This window comes from Chromobacterium sp. FG22, from assembly GCF_057809415.1.
Window position 1 is genome coordinate 72,667 of sequence record NZ_JBMDJX010000014.1, and the last position, 15,768, is coordinate 88,434.

Here is a 15,768-nt window from a genome sequence, read left to right on the forward strand (position 1 = left end):
TGCCGCTCGGAAAAGGTAGGAGTCTGCATGCCAAGAAGATACACTAGCCGCTTGCCGATTCATCCTCGCCCCATGACTTTCGACTTCACCCCGCTGGCCGCCCTGTCCGGGATCGCCGCGCTGATTTCCACCGCCATCGCCGCCATCGCCTGGTATCGCCGCCAGTTTCCCGGGGTGCGCTGGCTGGCGCTGCTGATGAGTTCGGTGGCGTTCTGGGCCGCCGGCGCGATGTGCGAGCTGTCCGCCGCCAGCCTGTCCGCCAAGATCGCCTGGTCCAAGCTGGAATACCTGGGCACGCTGAGCACCCCGGTGCTCTTCCTGCTGCTGGCGCTGGACTATAACCGCATCCAGCTGAGCCGGCGCTGGCTGGCGGCGCTGTTCGCCCTGCCCTTGCTCTGCCTGCTGCTGGCGTTCAGCAACGAAAGCCACCAATTGGTGTGGACCGGCTACCGGCCCAGCCCTTCCGGCTACAATCTGCTGATCTACGGGCACGGCCCGGCGTTCTGGATCGGCGTCGCCGGCTATTCCTACCTGATGATGCTGATCGGCTCGCTGATGCTGATCCGCGCGCTGCATTACTACCCGGCCCACTTCCGCGGACAATCCATCGTGCTGATGGCCAGCGCCTGCGCGCCCTGGCTGGGCAACATCCTTTACCTGAGCGGCGCCATGCCCTTGCAGGGCCTGGATCCGACGCCGCTCGCCTTCACCGTCACCGGCCTGGTGTTCGCGCTGGACCTGCTCTACCTGCGCCTGCTCTACTTGGTGCCGGTGGCGCGCGCGCGCTCCTTCGAAGCCATGGGCGACGGGGTGCTGGTGGTGGACGACGAGCTGCGCATCCTGGACCTCAATCCGGCCGCCGCGCGGCTGCTGGGCCGGCCCGGCCGTCAATTGCTGGGCCAGCCCTTGCCGGCGGACTGGCCGCGAGAGCAGATCCTGCGCGGCCGGGAGCAATCTCTGGAGCTGTCCTTGCAAGACGGCGCGCGCATCCTGGACCTGCGCGTGTATCCGATCGCCCAGCAGCCTCAGCCTCACTCCAGCCGCATGCTGGTGGCCCGCGACATCACCGAGCGGCGCCGGGCCGAGGAGGCGCTGCGCGGCGCCAATCAGACTTTGGCCCTGCGCATCGCCGAAATCGAAGCGCTGCAGGCGGCGCTGCGCGAGCAGGCCTTGCGCGATCCGCTGACCGGTTTGTACAACCGCCGCTATCTGGACGACACCTTCGCCCGCGAACTGAGCCGCGCGCGCAGCGAGGGCGCGCCGCTCAGCATCGCGCTGATCGATCTGGACGATTTCAAGCGCATCAACGACAGCTTCGGTCATTACTTCGGCGACGAGGTCTTGCGCCGCCTGTCCGCGCTGCTCGCCGAAGACGGCCGCGGCGGCGACATCCTCTGCCGCCTGGGCGGGGAGGAGTTTCTGGTGCTGATGCCCGGCTGCTCGCCGTCCCAGGCCTGGGAACGCGCCGAGCGCTGGCGGCAAGCCTTCGCCCGTCAGCCCCACGGCGCCGGCGACGACAGTTTCTGCGCCACCTTCTCCTGCGGTCTGGCCGCCTTCCCCGTGCACGCGGACAGCCCGGCCGCCCTGTACCAGGCCGCGGACCGGGCTTTGTACGCGGTCAAGGCCGGCGGCAAGAACGCCTGCCGCCTGAGCGCGGCCCTCTAGCAAGACACAAAAAAACGCCTGTCCGTGGACAGGCGTTTCTTGGCGCGAAGCCGAGCGCGGTTTACAGACCGGCGTCGGCGCGCAGCGCTTCCACCTTGTCGGTGCGCTCCCAGCTGAATTCCGGCTCTTCGCGGCCGAAGTGGCCGTAAGCGGCGGTCTTGCTGTAGATCGGGCGCAACAGGTCCAGCATCTGAATGATGCCTTTCGGGCGCAGATCGAAATGCTTTTTCACCAGCTCGACGATCTTCTCGTTCGGAATCGAGTTGGTGCCGAAGGTGTCCACCGCGATCGAGGTCGGCTCGGCCACGCCGATGGCGTAGGAAACCTGGATCTGGCACTGGCGCGCCAGGCCGGCGGCGACGATGTTCTTCGCCACGTAGCGGCCTGCGTAGGCGGCGGAACGGTCCACTTTGGACGGGTCCTTGCCGGAGAAAGCGCCGCCGCCATGCGGCGCCGCGCCGCCGTAGGTGTCGACGATGATCTTGCGGCCGGTCAGACCGCAATCGCCCATCGGGCCGCCAATCACGAAGCGGCCGGTCGGGTTGATCAGGAATTTGGTTTCCGGCGTGATCATATCCGGCGGCAGCACCGGCTTGATGATGTCCTCGATCACCGCCTCGGTCAGCGTCTTGTGATCGATCTCCGGGGTATGCTGGGTGGACAGCACCACGGTGTCGATGCGCTTGGGCAGGCCGGTGGCGCCGTCGTAGACGCAAGTGATCTGGCTCTTGGCGTCCGGGCGCAGCCACGGCAGGCGGCCGTCCTTGCGCAACTCGGCCTGACGCTGCACCAGACGGTGCGCGTAGTAGATCGGGAACGGCATCAGCGTCGGGGTTTCGTCGCAGGCGTAGCCGAACATCAGGCCCTGGTCGCCGGCGCCCTGGTTCAGATCCAGGCCTTCGCCTTCGTTGACGCCCTGGGCGATGTCCTGCGACTGCTTGTCGTAGCAAGCCATCACCGCGCAACCGCGGAAATCGAAGCCCAGCGCGGAATCGTCGTAACCGATGCGCTTGATGGTTTCGCGGGCGATCTTGATGTAATCGATATTGGCGCTAGTGGTGATTTCGCCGGCCAACACCACCAGGCCGGTGTTCACCAGGGTCTCGGCGGCGACGCGCGCGTGCTTGTCCTCGCGCAAGATGGCATCGAGGATGGCGTCGGAGATCTGATCGGCGACTTTGTCCGGGTGTCCTTCCGACACCGACTCAGATGTAAACAGATATTCGCTCATTTATTATTCGTTCCCGAAAAATGCAAAACCTTGTGATGATAAAATAGGTCGCTTTAAGACCAAGACTGAGCTTCATATGTCTAAGCTAGTCCATTTATTGCTGTCTTTCCTGGCGCACCTGCCTTTATCCTGGCTACAAGGCCTAGGTGCCGTTCTTGGACGACTGACTTATCATGCGTCCCCCCGCTACAGAGCACGGCTCCGGGAGAACCTAAGTTCTAGTAAAATCTGTGGAAATTATCAGCTTTTACCGCGTTTAGTCAAACAAAGCGCCGCGGAAACCGGAAAGGGCGCGCTGGAACTGGCCATCGCCTGGTGCCGCGAGCCGGACGACATCGCCGCCATGGTCCAATCCTGCTCCGGCTGGGAGCACGTCGAGGCGGCGCTGGCCAAGGGCCACGGCATCGTCTTCGTCACCCCGCATCTGGGCAGCTACGACATCGCCGGCCGCTACATCAGCTCGCGGCTGCCGTTTCCGCTGACCGCGATGTACCGCCCTCCCAAGATGGCTTGGTTGGAACCGGTGATGCAGGCCGGCCGCGCCCGCGGCAAGGGCAAGACCGCGCCGGCCACCGGCGCCGGCGTGCGCGTGCTGATGAAGGCGCTGAAATCCGGCGAAGCCACCATCATCCTGCCGGACCAGGTGCCCGGCAACGGCGAGGGCGTGTGGGCGCCGTTCTTCGAACGCCCGGCCTACACCATGACCCTGGTGCCGCGACTGGCGCAGATCAGCGGCGTGGAGACCTTGTTCTTCGTCGGCGAGCGCCTGCCGGGCGGCCAGGGCTTCCGCGTCCACATCGAACCGCCGGCGCAAGCCTTCAGCGGCGACAAGGAACAGGACGCCGCCCAGCTCAACGCCCAGGTGGAAGCGCTGATCCGCCGCTTCCCCAGCCAATACCTGTGGAGCTATAACCGCTATAAATGTCCGCCCGGCGTCAGCCGGCCGGACGCGCAATAACAGGGATCCAAGACAAACCGTCACGAGCGGCTTGAGAGCAAGGCGCCCCCGTTGGACATTGGCGCACAGCGACCGAGATAGTACAAACAGTACAGCGAGGGAGCGCGCACGGAGCAACGCAGCTATCGAGCCGCGCAGTCGGTTTGTCGAGCATCCCAACAAGGAAATCTATGAAATTCGCTTTTGCCCTGCTATGGCTCATCCGCCTGCTGCCGATGTGGGCGATCGGCCTGCTGGCCCGCGGCCTGGGCAATGTCGCCTACTGTCTGGCGCGCGACCGCCGCCGCGTCGGCATGATCAATCTGCGCCTGTGCTTTCCCGAGATGCCGGTGGCGGAACGCCGCCGGCTGATCCGCCGCAATTTCCAGCACATGATACGCATGGTGCTGGAGTACGGCGTGGTCTGGTGGAGTTCGGCCGCGCGCATCGACAAGCTGGTCGAGATCAAGAACCTGCACTACGTCACCGAACTGCGCGAACGCGGCGAAGACGTGATTCTGTTCTACCCTCACTTCATCGGCTTTGAAATGTGCGTGTATTCGCTGAACCAGCACATCCCGCTGGTCAGCGTCTACTCCCACCAGAAGAACGAGGCGCTGGACCGCCAGATCTATCAGGGCCGCCAGCGTTACGACAACGCCTACATCGTGTCCCGCCAGGAGGGCCTGCGCCCCATCATCAAGGCGATGCGCAAGGACCACGCGCCCTTCCTCTATCTGCCGGACCAGGACTTCGGCGTGCGCGACTCGGTCTTCGTCGACTTCTTCGGCGTCAAGGCCGCCACCATCACCGGCCTGTCCCGCATCAGCAAGCTGGCGCGCGCCAAGGTGGTGCCGGCCATCGCCCGCCGCGTCGGCGACCGCTTCGAGCTGGAGTTCTACCCGCCGTGGGACGACTATCCCAGCGAGGACGTGGAGGCCGACACCCGCCGCATGAACGCCTTCCTGGAGCAGCGCGTCCGTGAAATCCCGGACCAGTACTTCTGGCTGCACAAGCGCTTCAAGAGCCGGCCGCAGGGCGAGGCCCGCTTTTACTAAGAACCTGTTCACGATCTGCTACGTGTCGGTAGAGACATTGTGCGATGAGTGCCCGCTTTGAAATGCTCATGTACCGCTTGACCATTCCGCTTTCTCAGCTGTTTTCGCCTTGTCTCGCTCTTACTCGCGAGATCGTAAACACGTTCTAAGCAAGGCGCCGCAACGCGGCGCCTTTTTCAATCAACTGCCGGCCTCGGCGAAGGCGTCCATCAGCAAAAAAGTGCCCGCCTGTCGCTGCCGGCTGTCGATCTGCGGCACCAGCCGCCGGAAATGTTCGGTTTGGCAATGCCGATCCAGGGCCTCCCTGTCCGGCCAGGTCTCGATGAAGACGAAATGGCCGGGGTCTTTCTGATCGATGAACAGCTCATAGCCGATGCAATCCGGCTCTTGCCGCGTCTTCTCCACCAGTTCGCGATACAGCGGCATCACCTCGGCCACGCGGTCCGGCTGAATGAAGTCCTGAGCAATCACTTTCAACATCCCGTCCTCTCCCTTCGTCTCATCGCGCGGGCCTCGCTACGCCGCCGCGCCCTTCCCCCCCAAAAAAAACAGCGCGGACGGGAAATCCCGTCCGCGCCGCGTATTGCGTCCGCCCAGCCCGGCTAGGCCCGTCGCCGCCAGAAATAGCGATAGACGTAGCCCGGAAACGCGAACACCAGGAATAAGGACAAGGTGGTCACGTAGAACTGCCAGTTCTGCGACTGCACCGGCATCAGCCGGCTTTCCAGCAGGTAGGCGAAACCGCCCACCAGCAGATACAGCGCCGTCAATTCCAGAAAGCGCCAGCCAAAATGCTTGTTGGCCACTTTCCACACTCCGCCCACTTTCTGGGTCAGGAACGGCAGGTTCGCCGCCGCCAGGGCGACGATCAGCAAAACGATGACGCTGGATTGCATGGTGGACAGGCCTTAAATCACGGTGAGCGATTGACGCACGACTTGCAGGCACAGCTCCATCGCGCGTTCCGGCAGCAGGCCGATGAAGAGCAAGGCCAGCGCGTTCAGCGACAGCACCAGTTTCATATCGCCGCGCACCACGATGTCGCTGCGGTCTTCGGCGTCGTCGAAGTACATCGCCTTCACCACGCGCAGGTAGTAGAACGCGCCGATCACCGACATCAGCACCGCGAAGATGGCCAGCTTGATCATGCCGATGTCGACGATGGCCTTGATCACCGCGAACTTGGCGTAGAAGCCCACCAGCGGCGGGATGCCCGCCATGGAGAACATGGTCAGCAGCATCAGCAGCGCATACCAGCTGTTGCGGCTGTTCAGGCCCTTCAGATCGTCGACCTTCTCGCATTCGAAACCGGCGCGGGACAGCGCCAGCAGCATGCCGAAGCTGACCAGCGACATCAGCACATAGCTCAGCGCGTAGAACAGCGCCGCCGAGTAGCCGACCTTGGTGCCGGCCAGCACGCCCAGGAGCAGGAAGCCCATGTGCGAGATCGTCGAATAGGCCAGCATCCGTTTGATATTGGTCTGCACGATGGCGGTGATGTTGCCGATGGCCATGGACAGCGCGGCCACGATCACCAGCATCTGCTGCCAGTCCGCCACCAGCGCGTCCAGGCCCTGGGCCAGGATGCGCAGCGTGAACACGAAGGCCGCCAGCTTGGGCGCCGCGCCCACCATCAGCGTCACCGAAGTCGGCGCGCCGTGGTAAACGTCCGGCACCCACATATGGAACGGCACCGCGCCCAGCTTGAAGGACAGGCCGGCCACGATGAAGACCAGGCCGAAGACCAGCAACACGTCGTTGGCCTTGTGCGCGGCGATGGACTTGGCGACCGTCGCCAGTTCCAGAGAGCCGGTGGCGCCGTAAACCATGGAGATGCCGTAGAGCAACAGGCCGGAGGCCAGCGCGCCCAGCACGAAGTACTTCATCGCCGCCTCGGTGGCCTGCACCGAATCGCGCTGCAGCGCGATCAGCGAGTACAAGGCCAGCGACAGCAGTTCCAGACCCATGTACAAGGTCAGGAAGTGCGAGGCCGACACCATCAGGTTCATGCCCAAGAGCGCGAACAGGGCCAGCGAGAAGTACTCGCCCTTGAACAGCTGACGGTCGGCGGTGTACTGCCGGCTGTAGATCAGCACGATGGCGGTGACCGCGTACATGGCCAGCTTGACCACGCCGCCCATCGGATCGGCGACGAACATGCCGGAGAAGGTGACCACCGGCTGCGCGGTGAAAGTCATCACCTGCGCCACTGCCGCGCCCAACAGGCTCAGCAGGGTCAGGCCCAGGGTGATGCCGCGCTTTTCGTCCGAAACGAACAGGTCCGCCATCAGCACGAACAGAATCGCGCCGGCGAGGAACATCTCGGGAATTGCCGGTATCAGGTTGAGATCAGCCCAATTCATTGTTTCCATTCCTTCCGCGCTTACAGCTTGCTCTGCGAGACATGCAGGATCAGGTCATTGACCGACAGGTGCATTTTCTCGACGAAGGCTTGCGGATACAGGCCCATGCCCAGCACCGCGATGGCCAGGATGGCCAGCACCAGGAACTCGCGCTTGTTGACGTCGGACAGCTCGGCCACATGGCTGTTGCCCACCTCGCCGAAGATCACGCGCTTGTACATCCACAAGGTGTAAGCGGCGCCGAAGATCAGCGTGGTGGCGGCCAATACCGCGTACCAGAAGTTCACCTGCACCGCGCCCATGATCACCATGAACTCGCCGACGAAGCCGGAGGTGGCCGGCAGGCCGGAGTTGGCCATCGCGAACAGCATCATGAAGGCGGCGAAGATGGGCATCTTGTTGGCCACGCCGCCGTAGTCGGCGATGTTGCGGCTGTGCACGCGGTCGTACATCACGCCGATGCAGAAGAACATCGCGGCGGAGACGAAGCCGTGGGACACCATTTGCACCAGCGCGCCTTCAACCGCCCACTGGTTCAGTTCGGAACCGGTGAACAGGAACAGGCCCAGGGTGACGAAGCCCATGTGCGAGATGGAGGAATAAGCCACCAGCTTTTTCATGTCGGACTGCACCAGCGCCACCAGGCCGATGTAGACCACCGCCACCAGCGACAGCGCCACCATCACGCCGGACAGCTCGCGCGCGGCGTCAGGCAGGATGGGCAGCACGAACCGCAGGAAGCCGTAAGCGCCGATCTTCAGCGTGATCGCGGCCAGCACCATGGAGCCGCCGGTCGGCGCTTCCACGTGGGCGTCCGGCAGCCAGGTGTGCACCGGCCACATCGGCACCTTCACCGCGAAGGACAGGAAGAAGGCGACGAACAGCAGAATCTGCACCGTCAGCGGGATCTTGGCGATGTCGTGGAAAGCCTGGATGTCGAAGGACTTGCCGGCCTGGAAGTACAGGTAGATCAAGGCCACCAGCATCAGCAGCGAGCCGAGCAAGGTGTAGAGGAAGAACTTGATCGACGCGTACACGCGACGCGGGCCGCCCCAGACGCCGATGATCAGATACATCGGAATCAGCATGCCTTCGAAGAAGACATAGAACAGGATGGCGTCCAGCGCGGCGAAGGCGCCGTTGATCAGACCGGACATGATCAGGAAGGCGGCCATGTACTGCGACACGCGCTTCTGGATCACCTGCCAGCCGGCCACCACCACCAGCAAGGTGGTGAAGCTGTTGAGCACCACGAACAGCATCGAGATGCCGTCCACGCCCAGGTGATAGTTGATGCCGAGGGATTCGATCCACGGCTTCATCTCGACGAACTGCATGCCGCCGCTGAGGTTGTTGAACTCGGTGAACAGCGGCAGCGACAGCAGGAAGCCCGCCAGGGCTCCCGCCGCGGCCAGCCAGCGCGCCAGCGACGCGCGCTGATCGCCCCCCGTAGCCAGCACCAGCAACCCGGCCGCGATAGGGGTCCAGATCACCAGAGACAATAGATTTGTGAACATAGTCAAACCCAAGTTGTTATTCCAATCCCGGAGCCCGGGCTCAACGCCAGATCAGTTGCCAGAACCACATCGTCATCAGCGCCAGCACCCCGATGATCATCGCGGTGGCGTAGCTGTAGATGAAACCGGTCTGAGCGCGGCGGATGAAGCCGGAGAAAGTCGCCACCAGCTTGGCGGTGCCGTTCACCAACAGACCGTCGATCAGCAACATGTCGCCCACCTTCCAGAAGAAGGTGCCCAGAGCGCGCGAGCCCTTGGCGAACACGGCGAAATAGATCTCGTCCAGGTAGTACTTGTTTTCCAGGATCTTGTTCACCAGGCTGAACTTCTGCTTGATGGCGGCCGGAATCTGCGGCGCCTTCATGTAGAAGAACCAGGCGGTGGCCACGCCGGCCAAGGCCAGCCACAGCGGCAGCGTGCTCAAGGAATGCACGCCCATGGCGGCGGCGCCGTGGAACTCGCGGGCGATCTCTTCCATCGCCGGATGCAGTTCGTGGTTGACGGCGATCACGCCCTTGAAGAAGTCGCCGTACAGCAGCGGCTCGATCGCGAAGTAACCGACCAGCACCGACGGAATCGCCAGCAGCACCAGCGGCAGGGTCACCACCCACGGGGACTCGTGCGGCTTGTCGTTCGGACCCAGACCATGGTGATGGTCGTGATCGTCATGGCCGTGATCGTGATGATCGTCCTTCTTCTCCATCCAGCGTTCCTTGCCGTGGAAAACCAGGAAGTACATGCGGAAGGAGTAGAAGGCGGTGACGAACACGCCGGCGATCACCGCGAAGTAGGCGAAACCGGCCGCGGACAGATTGGACGCGTGCACCGCCTCGATGATGGAGTCCTTGGAGTAGAAGCCGGAGAAGAACGGCGTGCCGATCAAGGCCAGCGAACCCAGCAGCGAAGTTAGCCAGGTGATGGGCATGTACTTGCGCAGGCCGCCCATATTGCGCATGTCCTGATCGTGATGCATGCCGATGATCACCGAGCCCGCCGCCAGGAACAGCAGCGCCTTGAAGAAGGCGTGGGTCATCACATGGAACATCGCCACCGAGTAGGCCGAGGCGCCCAGCGCCACGGTCATATAGCCCAGCTGCGACAGCGTGGAGTAAGCCACCACGCGCTTGATGTCGTTCTGGACCACGCCGAGGAAGCCCATGAACAGCGCAGTGATGGAACCGGCGACCATGATCACGTTCAGCGCGGTGTCGGACAGTTCGAACAGCGGGCTCATCCGCGACACCATGAAGATGCCGGCGGTCACCATCGTGGCCGCGTGGATCAGCGCCGAGATCGGCGTCGGGCCTTCCATCGAGTCCGGCAGCCAGACGTGCAGCGGGAACTGCGCCGATTTGCCCATCGCGCCGATGAACAGCAGGATGCAGGTCACGCTCAGCAGCGACCATTCGGTGCCCGGAATCAGGCTGATGGTCTTGTTAGCAAGCGCCGGAGCGGCGGCGAACACATCGCTGTAGTTCAGCGAGCCGCCGAAGTAGGCCAGCACCAGGCCGATGCCCAGCAGAAAGCCGAAGTCGCCGACGCGGTTGACCAGGAAAGCCTTCAGGTTGGCGTAGATCGCGGTCGGACGCTTGAACCAGAAGCCGATCAGCAGATAGGACACCAGGCCCACCGCTTCCCAACCGAAGAACAGCTGGATGAAGTTGTTGCTCATCACCAGCATCAGCATCGAGAAGGTAAACAGCGAGATATAGCTGAAGAAACGCTGATAGCCCGGGTCTTCCTGCATGTAGCCGATGGTGTAAATATGCACCATCAGCGACACGCTGGTCACCACCACCAGCATCATCGCGGTCAGCGAATCCACCAGGAAGCCTACGGAGAACTCGTAGCCTCCCACCGTCAGCCAGGTGTAAACCGGACCGTTGAACACTTCAGCCTGCCCGGTCAGGAAGGCGTGAAGCACCTTGAGCGACAGCGCGGCGGACAGCGCCACGCCGGCTATCGTCACGACGTGCGAAGCGCGCCGGCCGATGGCCCATCCAAATAGGCCTGCAATGATGGAACCCGCCAGCGGGGCGAGTGCAATCAGCAGGTATAAGCTCTTCATATCCATGCTTGTGTGCTTTGTGTAGGTTCCGGTTTGCCTTAGCCTTTGAGGCTGCCCAAGTCTTCAACGTTGATGGTGCGCAGATTGCGGAACAGCACCACCAGGATGGCGAGACCGATCGCGGCTTCGGCCGCGGCCACCGTCAGGATGAAGAATACGAAGATCTGGCCCGCCGTATCCGACAGGTAATGCGAGAACGCGATGAAATTGAAGTTCACCGCGAGCAGCATCAGCTCGATGGCCATCAGCAGCACGATCAGATTTTTCCGGTTCAGGAAAACGCCCAGCACGCCGATGGCAAACAGGATTGCGGCCAGCACCAGGAAGTGAGTCAGTGTCAGCACATTTCCTCCCTTATGTTGATTGGCCGTCAGGCCTGTTGCTTACCGGATTCGGCCTCGGAGGCCTCCTCCACCGTGGATTCTTCAGCAGGCTGTTCGGCCTGCATCTTCACCAGACGCACGCGGTCGTTGCGCTTGACCTTGACCTGCAGCGCCGGATCGATAGCTTTGGTGTCCTTGCGGCTGCGCATGGTCAGACCGATGGCGGCCACCATGGCCAGCAGCAGCACCACCGCCGCCACTTCGAAAGGCAGCAGATAGGTGGTGTACAGCTGGCGACCCAGCACTTTGACGTTGCTGAAGTCCGCCGCCAGCGGCGCGGCCGCCTGGTAGGCGTCCAGCCGCGCGCTGGGGCTGGCCAGAATCATCGCCATTTCAAACACCATGATGATGCCGACGGCGGCGGCGACCGGAAGATTCCTCCAGAAGCCCTCGCGCAGTTTCTCGATGTTGATGTCCAGCATCATCACCACGAACAGGAACAGCACCATCACCGCGCCCACATACACCACCACCAGGGTGATGGCCAGGAACTCGGCTTCCATCAGCAGCCACAGGCCGGCGCTGTTGAAGAAGGCCAGCACCAGGAACAAGGCCGCGTGAATCGGGTTCTTGGCCGTCACCACGCGGATGCCCGCGAACACCAGGATGGCGGACAGAACATAGAAGACAAACAGTGTGAAGTTCATGACCCCCCCTTAGCGATACTTGGCGTCGGCCGCCTTGTTGGCGGCGATCTCGGCCTCGTACTTGTCGCCGATCGCCAGCAACATCGGCTTGGTGTAGTACAAGTCGCCACGTTTTTCGCCGTGGTATTCGAAGATGTGGGTTTCCACGATGGCGTCCACCGGACAGGCTTCCTCGCAGAAGCCGCAGAAGATGCACTTGGTCAGATCGATGTCGTAGCGCGTGGTGCGGCGGGTGCCGTCGTCGCGCTGCTCGGACTCGATGCTGATCGCCATCGCCGGGCACACCGCCTCGCACAGTTTGCAGGCGATGCAGCGCTCTTCGCCGTTGGCGTAGCGGCGCTGCGCGTGCAGACCGCGGAAGCGCGGCGAAATCGGCGTCTTCTCTTCAGGGAACTGGACCGTGATCTTGCGGGCGAAGAAGTAGCGGCCAGTGACCATCAGGCCCTTGACCAGCTCCACCAGCAGGAAGGTCTTGAAAAAGTTTCGGATCGAATTCATCTTTTCACCTATCCCCGTCTCAGTGCCACAAGGACAGCGGGGTCATCATCCAGACGCCCACCACCAGGATCCACACCAGGGTCACCGGGATGAACACCTTCCAGCCCAGACGCATGATCTGGTCGTAGCGATAACGCGGGAAGGTGGCGCGGAACCACAGGAAGCAGAACAGCACCATGGCCACTTTAAGCGCCAGCCAGAAGAAGCCGCCCGCGCCCAGAATGCCCCAGGACGCCGGGAACGGCGACAGCCAGCCACCGAGGAACAGCAGCGCGGTCAGCGCGGCGACCAGGATCATGTTGGCGTATTCGGCCAGGAAGAAGATGGCGAAGGCCATGCCCGAGTACTCGACGTGGAAACCGGCGACGATCTCGGATTCGCCCTCGGCCACGTCGAACGGCGCGCGGTTGGTTTCGGCCACGCCGGAAATCAGGTAGACCACGAACAGCGGGAACAGCGGCAGCCAGTTCCACGACAACACGGAACCGCCGGCCATGCCCTGCCCTTGCTGCTGGACGATTTCCACCAGGTTCAGGCTGCTGGACACCATCAGCACGCCGATCAGCGCGAAGCCCATCGCCAGTTCGTAGGACACGATCTGGGCGGCGGAACGCATGGCGCCGAGGAAGGAGTACTTGGAGTTGCCCGCCCAGCCGGCGATGATCACGCCGTACACGCCCATCGAGGTCAGCGCCAGGATGTAGAGCAGCGAGGCGTTGACGTTGGCCAGCACCAGCTTGTCGGTGAAGGGAATCACCGCCCAGGCCGCCAGCGCCGGAGCGATGGACAGCACCGGGGCCAGCAGGAACAGGCCCTTGCTGGAGTTGGTGGGCAGGATGATTTCCTTCATCAGCAGCTTGACCGCGTCGGCGATCGGCTGCAGCAGGCCCAGCGGGCCTACCCGGTTGGGGCCGATGCGGATCTGCATGAAGCCGATGACCTTGCGCTCGGCATAGGTCAGGTAGGCGACGCACAGCAGCATCGGCAATACGATGGCGATGATCTTCAACAGGGTCCAAACCACGAGCCCCGCGTCAGTGCCAAGAATACCTTGCAAGAACTCCATGCTTTACCCCTGGGTGATCTCGATAGCGTCGAACATGCCGCCCAGCGCCAGCGTGGCCGCGTGAGCGGTGGCGATGCGGACCGTATCCTGCGGCAGGCTGTCGTCGGCGACGATGCGCACGCGAGCCTGGCCGGAACCCTGGCTCAGCAATGCGGTGCTGTCGACGGCGATGCCCAGCTTCTGCAGCAGGCCGCTGTGGGCGGAAGCCACCGGCTCGGCCGCGTCGCGGGTCTGTTGCAGCGACTCGGCGCGGCGGCAGACGGCGTCGGCCTGGTACAGCGGCACTTCGCCGATGCGCGCCACGCCGGCGGCCGCGGCGGCCGCGACGTTCAGCGGGTTCAGCGCATTGTTCAGGCGCGCGGCGATGTCGCCCTTGGCCAGCAGCTCGGCGCGCACTTCCTCGGCGCTGTTGAAGTCGAAGCCGGACAGATTCAGCATATTGCCCAGTACGCGCAGCACTTTCCAGGCCGGGCGGGCTTCGCCCAGCGGACGCACCACGCCGTTGAAGCTCTGCAGCTTGCCTTCCATATTGACGAAGGAGCCGGCGGTCTCGGAGAACGGCGCGATCGGCAGCAGCACGTCGGCGTAATCCAGCAGGCCCTGGCCCTTGAACGCGGTCAGCGCGATCACGGTGGCGGCCTGCTTCATCGCGGCGACGGCGGCTTGCGGGTTGTAGCTGTCGAACTCGACTTCGGTGTTCAGCAGCACGTAAGCCTTCTTCGGCTGGGCGATCATCGCGGCGGCGTTGGCGCCCGCGCCTTGCGGCAGCGCGCCCGCCAGTTCCGCGCCCACGCTGTTGGCGGCCTCGGACAGCACGCCGAAGCGGGCGCCGCTCAGGCGAGCGATCTCCTGCGCCACGGCCAGCAGTTGGCTGAACGCCGGATGGTGTTGCGCCACGTTGCCCAGCACCACGGCGGCGGTTTCCGCGCCGCTCAGGCTCTCGGCGATGCGGCGCGCCTCGGCGGACACTTGCACCGCGGACAGATCGACGGCGGTTTCGCCGCCCTTGATCTCGGCCACGGCCTTCAGCACCTGGGCGAAGCCGTTGACCAGCGCCAGCGGCGATACGATCAGCTTGGCGTTGATCTTGATCAGCAGCTCGTCGTCGGCGACATGGATAATGTTAAGCTCGCTGCCTTTCTTGGCCGCGGTGCGCAGACGCGAGGTCAGCAGCGGCTGTTCCTTGCGCAGCGTGGAGCCGACCACCAGCACCGACTTGGCCGCGACCAGATCGGCAATGCCGGAACCCAGCCACTCGGCGCCCTGCTTGGCCGCGTCGGCGGCGAAGTCGCTGCGGCGCAGACGGTAATCAATGCTTTCCACGCCGAAGGCGCGCGCCAGCTTTTGCGCCAGATGCAGTTCTTCGGTGGTGGAGTGCGGGCTGGTCAGGAAGCCGATGGCGTCCTTGCCGTGATCGGAGGACACGCCGTTCAGGCCCTTCACCACGTAGTTCAACGCGGTTTCCCAGTCGGTTTCGTGCCACTGGCCGTCGAACTTGATCATCGGCTGCTTCAGACGCTCGGCCGAGTTCAAGCCCTCGTAGGAGAAGCGGTCGCGGTCGGCGATCCAGCACTCGTTGATGGCCTCGTTTTCCAGCGGCAGCACGCGCATCACTTCATTGCTCTTGACCTGAACGATCAGGTTGGAGCCCAGGCCGTCGTGCGGGCTGACCGATTTGCGGCGCGACAGCTCCCAGGCGCGGGTGCTGTAGCGGAACGGCTTGGAGGTCAGCGCGCCCACCGGACACAGATCGATGACGTTGCCGGAGATTTCCGAATCCACGGTCTTGCCGAGGAAGGGCAGAATCTCGGAGAACTCGCCGCGATGAGCCATGCCGATTTCCTGGAAGCCGCCGACTTCCTCGGTAAAGCGCACGCAACGGGTGCAGTGAATGCAGCGCGACATTTCTTCCGCCGAGACCAGCGGGCCCATGTCCTTGCCCACCACCACGCGCTTTTCTTCCTGATAGCGCGAGGAGGAGTTGCCGTAGCCCACGGCCAGATCCTGCAACTGGCATTCGCCGCCCTGGTCGCAGATCGGGCAATCCAGCGGATGGTTGATCAGCAGGAATTCCATCACGCCGGCCTGGGCCTTCTTGGCCATGTCGGAGTGGGTATGGACCTTCATGCCGTCGGTCACAGGGGTGGCACAAGCCGGCAGCGGCTTGGGCGCTTTTTCCACTTCCACCAGACACATGCGGCAGTTGGCCGCGATGGACAGCTTCTTGTGGTAGCAGAAGTGCGGAATGTACGTGCCCACCGAGTGGGCCGCTTCCATGACGGTGCTGCCTTGCGGGACCGTCAGTTTTTTTCCGTCGATTTCGATTTCAAGCATC

Annotated in this window: 14 protein-coding genes; 3 read left to right on the top strand and 11 right to left on the bottom strand. The window is 63.3% G+C overall.

Going from position 1 to position 15,768, the window contains the following annotated elements:
- Nucleotides 1-27 precede the first annotated feature (27 nt).
- Nucleotides 28-1,665, top strand: coding sequence for a histidine kinase N-terminal 7TM domain-containing diguanylate cyclase (locus tag ACODSD_RS14870; protein ID WP_253314544.1), 1,638 nt, complete (start codon nucleotides 28-30; stop codon nucleotides 1,663-1,665).
- 61 nt (nucleotides 1,666-1,726) lie between these two features.
- On the opposite strand, the gene metK is transcribed toward ACODSD_RS14870, so the two are convergent.
- The gene (metK, locus tag ACODSD_RS14875) at nucleotides 1,727-2,896 is read right to left on the bottom strand and encodes a methionine adenosyltransferase (protein ID WP_107800392.1); all 1,170 of its coding nucleotides are present in this window, start codon (nucleotides 2,894-2,896) and stop codon (nucleotides 1,727-1,729) included.
- Between the two features lie 76 nt (nucleotides 2,897-2,972).
- Here metK and ACODSD_RS14880 point away from each other — a divergent pair, with 76 nt between their 5' ends.
- Both ACODSD_RS14880 and ACODSD_RS14885 read left to right on the top strand, forming a co-directional pair.
- Nucleotides 2,973-3,854: a lysophospholipid acyltransferase family protein gene (locus tag ACODSD_RS14880; RefSeq protein WP_107800393.1), complete on the top strand. Its 882-nt coding sequence runs from the start codon at nucleotides 2,973-2,975 to the stop codon at nucleotides 3,852-3,854.
- 170 nt (nucleotides 3,855-4,024) lie between these two features.
- Nucleotides 4,025-4,891 carry a lipid A biosynthesis lauroyl acyltransferase gene (locus ACODSD_RS14885; protein ID WP_107800394.1) on the top strand — a complete coding sequence of 289 codons (867 nt, stop codon included), beginning with the start codon at nucleotides 4,025-4,027 and terminating at the stop codon, nucleotides 4,889-4,891.
- 180 nt (nucleotides 4,892-5,071) lie between these two features.
- Here ACODSD_RS14885 and ACODSD_RS14890 read toward each other — a convergent pair whose 3' ends face one another.
- The 10 genes from ACODSD_RS14890 to nuoG all read right to left on the bottom strand — a co-directional run bounded on the left by ACODSD_RS14890 (nucleotide 5,072) and on the right by nuoG (nucleotide 15,767).
- A complete protein-coding gene (locus ACODSD_RS14890; protein ID WP_227104747.1) occupies nucleotides 5,072-5,371 on the bottom strand; it encodes a putative quinol monooxygenase in 300 nt (99 codons plus the stop codon).
- A gap of 122 nt (nucleotides 5,372-5,493) precedes the next feature.
- Complete coding sequence (locus ACODSD_RS14895; protein WP_107800396.1) at nucleotides 5,494-5,787, bottom strand: DUF2818 family protein; 294 nt, start codon at nucleotides 5,785-5,787, stop codon at nucleotides 5,494-5,496.
- 12 nt (nucleotides 5,788-5,799) lie between these two features.
- On the bottom strand, nucleotides 5,800-7,254 hold the full coding sequence (gene nuoN, locus ACODSD_RS14900) for an NADH-quinone oxidoreductase subunit NuoN (protein WP_048413409.1): 1,455 nt from the start codon (nucleotides 7,252-7,254) through the stop codon (nucleotides 5,800-5,802).
- Nucleotides 7,255-7,274: 20 nt separating this feature from the next.
- On the bottom strand, nucleotides 7,275-8,771 hold the full coding sequence (locus tag ACODSD_RS14905) for an NADH-quinone oxidoreductase subunit M (RefSeq protein WP_107800397.1): 1,497 nt from the start codon (nucleotides 8,769-8,771) through the stop codon (nucleotides 7,275-7,277).
- 40 nt (nucleotides 8,772-8,811) lie between these two features.
- The gene (nuoL, locus tag ACODSD_RS14910) at nucleotides 8,812-10,845 is read right to left on the bottom strand and encodes an NADH-quinone oxidoreductase subunit L (protein ID WP_107800398.1); all 2,034 of its coding nucleotides are present in this window, start codon (nucleotides 10,843-10,845) and stop codon (nucleotides 8,812-8,814) included.
- A 32-nt stretch (nucleotides 10,846-10,877) separates the two neighbouring features.
- The gene (gene nuoK / locus ACODSD_RS14915; protein WP_019102195.1) at nucleotides 10,878-11,183 is read right to left on the bottom strand and encodes an NADH-quinone oxidoreductase subunit NuoK; all 306 of its coding nucleotides are present in this window, start codon (nucleotides 11,181-11,183) and stop codon (nucleotides 10,878-10,880) included.
- 26 nt (nucleotides 11,184-11,209) lie between these two features.
- Nucleotides 11,210-11,869: an NADH-quinone oxidoreductase subunit J gene (locus ACODSD_RS14920; protein WP_107800399.1), complete on the bottom strand. Its 660-nt coding sequence runs from the start codon at nucleotides 11,867-11,869 to the stop codon at nucleotides 11,210-11,212.
- Between the two features lie 9 nt (nucleotides 11,870-11,878).
- Nucleotides 11,879-12,358: an NADH-quinone oxidoreductase subunit NuoI gene (gene nuoI / locus ACODSD_RS14925; RefSeq protein WP_196783887.1), complete on the bottom strand. Its 480-nt coding sequence runs from the start codon at nucleotides 12,356-12,358 to the stop codon at nucleotides 11,879-11,881.
- 28 nt (nucleotides 12,359-12,386) lie between these two features.
- The gene (nuoH, locus tag ACODSD_RS14930) at nucleotides 12,387-13,433 is read right to left on the bottom strand and encodes an NADH-quinone oxidoreductase subunit NuoH (RefSeq protein ID WP_048413406.1); all 1,047 of its coding nucleotides are present in this window, start codon (nucleotides 13,431-13,433) and stop codon (nucleotides 12,387-12,389) included.
- Nucleotides 13,434-13,436: 3 nt separating this feature from the next.
- Nucleotides 13,437-15,767, bottom strand: a complete 2,331-nt coding sequence (gene nuoG, locus ACODSD_RS14935) for an NADH-quinone oxidoreductase subunit NuoG (RefSeq protein WP_488877694.1) — start codon at nucleotides 15,765-15,767, stop codon at nucleotides 13,437-13,439.
- Between the last annotated feature and the right edge of the window lies 1 nt (nucleotide 15,768).

Coding starts and splice junctions, on each gene's coding strand:
- ACODSD_RS14905 (WP_107800397.1), bottom strand. CDS start 8,771: ATGTTCACAAATCTATTGTCTCTGGTGATCTGGACCCCTATCGCGGCC.
- ACODSD_RS14885 (WP_107800394.1), top strand. CDS start 4,025: ATGAAATTCGCTTTTGCCCTGCTATGGCTCATCCGCCTGCTGCCGATG.
- ACODSD_RS14870 (WP_253314544.1), top strand. CDS start 28: ATGCCAAGAAGATACACTAGCCGCTTGCCGATTCATCCTCGCCCCATG.
- ACODSD_RS14920 (WP_107800399.1), bottom strand. CDS start 11,869: ATGAACTTCACACTGTTTGTCTTCTATGTTCTGTCCGCCATCCTGGTG.
- nuoG (WP_488877694.1), bottom strand. CDS start 15,767: ATGCTTGAAATCGAAATCGACGGAAAAAAACTGACGGTCCCGCAAGGC.
- ACODSD_RS14880 (WP_107800393.1), top strand. CDS start 2,973: ATGTCTAAGCTAGTCCATTTATTGCTGTCTTTCCTGGCGCACCTGCCT.
- nuoN (WP_048413409.1), bottom strand. CDS start 7,254: ATGAATTGGGCTGATCTCAACCTGATACCGGCAATTCCCGAGATGTTC.
- nuoH (WP_048413406.1), bottom strand. CDS start 13,433: ATGGAGTTCTTGCAAGGTATTCTTGGCACTGACGCGGGGCTCGTGGTT.
- ACODSD_RS14895 (WP_107800396.1), bottom strand. CDS start 5,787: ATGCAATCCAGCGTCATCGTTTTGCTGATCGTCGCCCTGGCGGCGGCG.
- nuoL (WP_107800398.1), bottom strand. CDS start 10,845: ATGGATATGAAGAGCTTATACCTGCTGATTGCACTCGCCCCGCTGGCG.
- metK (WP_107800392.1), bottom strand. CDS start 2,896: ATGAGCGAATATCTGTTTACATCTGAGTCGGTGTCGGAAGGACACCCG.
- ACODSD_RS14890 (WP_227104747.1), bottom strand. CDS start 5,371: ATGTTGAAAGTGATTGCTCAGGACTTCATTCAGCCGGACCGCGTGGCC.